Consider the following 3,380-nt stretch of genomic DNA (forward strand, 5'->3'; position numbering starts at 1 on the left):
CGCCGTGGAAGCGGCCCGCGCGGGCGAGCAGGGCCGTGGCTTCGCGGTGGTGGCCTCCGAGGTGCGCAGCCTGGCCCAGCGCAGCGCCGTGGCGGCGCGCGAGATCCGCACACTGATCCAGGAGTCCGTGCAGCAGGTGCAGAACGGCACCGGTCTGGTCGGCCAGGCGGGCAAGACGATGCAGGAGATCGTGCACGACGTGGGGCAGGTCACTGCCCTGCTGGGTGAGATTTCGCACGCCCTGCACGAGCAGAGCGACGGCATCGCCCATGTGAACCAGGCGGTCGCGCACATGGATGGCGCCACGCAGCAGAACGCGGCGATGGTGGAGGCGGCGGCGCGGGCCGCGTCGGTGCTGTCGGAACGCGCGAACGACCTGCAGCGTGCCGTGGGCGCGTTCAAGCTGGACGATGACGACGCGCCCGCCCTGGGCTCGCCCGGCCATCACGGCCCGTCCACTCTGCGCCTGCCGGCCTGAGGGCAGCGGCGGCGCGTTGACTCGCGTCTCAGTGCCGCGTCAGCGCCGCATCCATCAGAGGCCCAGCGCCTGCAGGCTGCCGCGGCCCTCGCGCACCACCCGCGGTTCGCCGCCGTCGTACATGTCGGTCAGGTCCACCACGGTGGTGGGCTCCAGCGGGCAGGCACCCGCATCGACGACGGCGTCGATCTGGTGCTCGTAGCGCTCGCGGATCTCGCGCGGGTCGTTCAACGGCAGGGTTTCGCCCGGCGCGATGAAGGTGGTGGCCAGGAGCGGCGCGCCGTGCAGTTCCAGCAGCATTTGCAGGCCCTTGCGGTCCGGCACGCGCAGGCCGATGGTCTTGCGCTGCGGATGGCTCACGCGGCGGGGCACTTCCTTGGTGGCGTCCAGGATGAAGGTGTAGGGCCCGGGCGTCGCCAGCTTGAGCAGGCGGTACTGCCGGTTGTCCACGCGGGCGTAATTGGCCAGCTCCGACAGGTCGCGGCACAGCAGGGTGAGGTGGTGCTTTTCGTCCACCTGCCGGATGCGGCGCAGGCGGTCCACGGCCGCCTTGTCGTCCAGTTGGCACACCAGCGCGTAGCTGGAGTCGGTGGGCACGGCCAGCACCGCGCCTTGCTTGAGCAGCGCGGCGCCCTGCTTGAGCAGCCGGGGCTGTGGGTTGTCGGGGTGGACTTCGAAATACTGGGCCAAGGGGAAGGTCCTCAGGCGGCGGTGTGGATGCGGTCTGCCAGCAGGTCCCACACGGGGGTCAATGCGCCGGGCAGCGAGGGCAGGGCGCCCAGGTCGGTGTGCGATTCGTCCGGACTGTGGAAGTCGCTGCCGCGCGACGCGGCGAGGTTCAATTCGGTGGCCATGGCGGCATACACGCCGTACTCGGCCACGGAATGGCTGCCGGTCACCACTTCCACCCCCCGGCCGCCATGCTGGATGAATTCGGTGAAGAGCGCGTACTCGGCGTTCGCGCTGAACTTGTAGCGGGCCGGATGCGCGATGACGGCGATGCCGCCGGCCTCGTGGATCCAGCGCACCGCGTTGCCGAGCGTGGCCCAGCGGTGGGGAACGTAGCCGGGCTTGCCTTCGGTGAGGTATTTGCGGAACACCTCGGAGGTGTCGCGGCACACGCCCGTTTCCACCAGAAAGCGCGCGAAATGGGTGCGGGAGATGAGCTCCGGATTGCCCACATAGCGCAGGGCGCCCTCGTAGGCACCGCGGATGCCCACCTGGGTCAACTGGCGGGACATTTCCATCGCGCGCTCGCCGCGCCCCCCACGGGTGGCGGCCAGGCCCTGGCTGAGCTGTCGGTCGTCCGGATCGAATCCCAGGCCGACGATGTGCACCGTGGTGTCGGCGAAGGTGACCGAGATCTCCACGCCGGTGAGGTAGGGCAGGCCGTGCGATGCGGCGGCGGCCATGGCGCGGTGCTGGCCACCGATCTCGTCGTGGTCCGTCAGGGCCCACAGCTGCACGCCGTTGGCATGCGCCCGGGCGGCCAGTTCCTCGGGCGTGAGCGTGCCGTCGGAAACCACGGAGTGGCAGTGCAGGTCGGCGTTGAGAAGGATGGACACGGATCGATTCTAGGGCGCTGGCCCTCCCGTGTGTCGCAATCTCGCACCAGGTATGGAAAACCCCGCTGACGCCCATCGGCGCAACCACTGAAAATGTAAGCAAAAGTGCACGCCGGTAACGCTCCACGCGTTGCATCGTCTGCCGTGCGCTTTTTTGCGCTTCTTCACCTTCGCCCATTTCCCGATGAACTTCCAGAACCTTTCCGTTGGCCGCAAGCTGTGGCTCATCATCCTCGGCCTCATGGGCAGCATGCTGCTGCTGGTCTATGCCCTCGTGGCCTACACAGCCCGCGTGGATGCCGACACCACCGCCATGGTCCAGGCCAATGAAGACCGCATCTCGCTGGCCTTGCGCTGGAAGGGCATGACACAGTTGGCCGTGGAGCGCGTGGTGGTCAGCGCGGTCACCACCGACGAGGTGCTGAGCACCCGCATGAAGGCGCTGGTCAAGAACGACATCGCCGCCATCACCGAGATCCAGAAGAAGATCATCGCGCAGGCCGTGGCGCCCGAGGAAAAGGCCCAGCTCGAACGCGTCTCCGCCGAGCGCACCGCCGTGCTCAAGATCACCGCCCAGGCCCAGGAAGGCCGCGGGGACATCGACGCCACCCGCAAGCTCGTGGACGACACTTTGCTGCCTGCCGTCGCCAAGTACATCCAGACCCAGGAGACCTTCGTCGAGCAGCAGGAGGGCCAGCGCGAAGCGGCCAAGGCCGAGGGCCGGCGCCAGCGGGAAAAGGCGCACTGGATCGGCGCGGCGATTGCTGCCCTGGTGGTGTTGCTGGGCGTGTTCCTGGCGTACCTCACGGTGCACTCGATCACCCAGCCGCTGGACCGCGCCGTGGGCCTGGCCGACGCCATCGCCGAGGGCGATCTGACCGTCGACGTGCAGGACGCGCGCAAGGATGAGCTGGGCCACCTGCTTCGCTCGCTGTCCGCCATGGCGGCGCGCCTGCGCGGGGTGGTGGCCGAGGTGCGCTCGGGCGTGGAGTCGGTGTCCTCCGCCTCCACCGAGATCGCCACCGGCAACCAGGACCTGTCCGCCCGCACCGAACAGACCGCCGCCAACCTCGAGGAGACGGCGGCCAGCATGGAAGAGCTGACCGCCACCGTCACCCAGTCCGCCGACACGGCGCGCCAAGCCAACCAGCTCGCGTCCACGGCGGCGCAGGTGGCCGGGCGGGGCGGCGAAGTGGTGGGCCAGGTGGTGACCAGCATGCAGCAGATCACCGACAGCTCACGCAAGATCAGCGACATCATCGGCGTGATCGACGGCATCGCCTTCCAGACCAACATCCTGGCAGCTCAACGCCGCCGTGGAAGCCGCCGCGCGGCGA

The 3,380-nt window shown here is 69.0% G+C and carries 4 protein-coding genes; 2 read left to right on the forward strand and 2 right to left on the reverse strand.

All coding sequences use genetic code 11. The annotated features are described in order from the left end of the window. A partial coding sequence (locus AC27IO_RS21990; protein WP_498740757.1) for a methyl-accepting chemotaxis protein occupies window positions 1-478 on the forward strand: 478 nt, incomplete at its 5' end. 54 nt (window positions 479-532) lie between these two features. Here the strand turns inward: AC27IO_RS21990 and AC27IO_RS21995 are convergent. Together AC27IO_RS21995 and AC27IO_RS22000 are read right to left on the reverse strand one after the other, a co-directional pair. Beyond that, the gene (locus tag AC27IO_RS21995; protein WP_498740758.1) at window positions 533-1,168 is read right to left on the reverse strand and encodes an L-threonylcarbamoyladenylate synthase; all 636 of its coding nucleotides are present in this window, start codon (window positions 1,166-1,168) and stop codon (window positions 533-535) included. A gap of 11 nt (window positions 1,169-1,179) precedes the next feature. Continuing rightward, the gene (locus tag AC27IO_RS22000) at window positions 1,180-2,043 is read right to left on the reverse strand and encodes a 3',5'-nucleoside bisphosphate phosphatase (RefSeq protein ID WP_498740759.1); all 864 of its coding nucleotides are present in this window, start codon (window positions 2,041-2,043) and stop codon (window positions 1,180-1,182) included. Between the two features lie 184 nt (window positions 2,044-2,227). Between AC27IO_RS22000 and AC27IO_RS22005 the strand changes: the two genes are divergently transcribed. Further along, window positions 2,228-3,380, forward strand: a 1,153-nt coding sequence (locus AC27IO_RS22005; protein ID WP_498740760.1) for a methyl-accepting chemotaxis protein, incomplete at its 3' end; no start/stop codon positions are given.

The sequence above is a fragment of the Acidovorax sp. KNOB132 genome (genome assembly GCF_057541515.1).